Raw genomic sequence first — 378 nt, 5'->3', positions numbered from 1 at the left:
TTCACCCCCGAGTTCCGCGAACGCGCCGTGCGGATGGTCTTCGACCGCCAAGCCACCGAGGGCGGACCACGCGCGGCCTCCATCCGAGTCGTGGCCGAGTCGCTGGGCTGCGGCCCCGAGACCCTGCGCGCCTGGTGCAACCAAGCCATCACAGCAAGCAAGGCGACACCGGCACCCGCCACTGACGAGAGCCTGGGCGAAGAGAATCGCAGGCTGCGTCGAGAACTCGCCGAAGCCCGCCGCGCCAATGAGATGGCGGATTCAAGCGGTGAGCGCAAGGAACTCTGCGAGCTTCTCTGATGGTGTCAGATAGCCCAATGTCTTCCGAGGGCGCCCGTTGAGACTGTCCTGGATCATGTCGAGTTCCCTGCGGCTGAG

The 378-nt window shown here is 65.9% G+C and carries 1 protein-coding gene; it reads left to right on the top strand.

The window, feature by feature from the left end:
• On the top strand, window positions 1-300 hold a 300-nt coding region (locus tag QSJ40_RS12620; protein ID WP_285731352.1), incomplete at its 5' end, for a transposase.
• Window positions 301-378: the final 78 nt, after the last annotated feature.

The organism is Kocuria sp. NBRC 114282 (assembly GCF_030268385.1).
Lineage (GTDB): Bacteria > Actinomycetota > Actinomycetes > Actinomycetales > Micrococcaceae > Kocuria > Kocuria palustris.
This window is presented reverse-complemented; position numbering and strand designations above follow the sequence as displayed.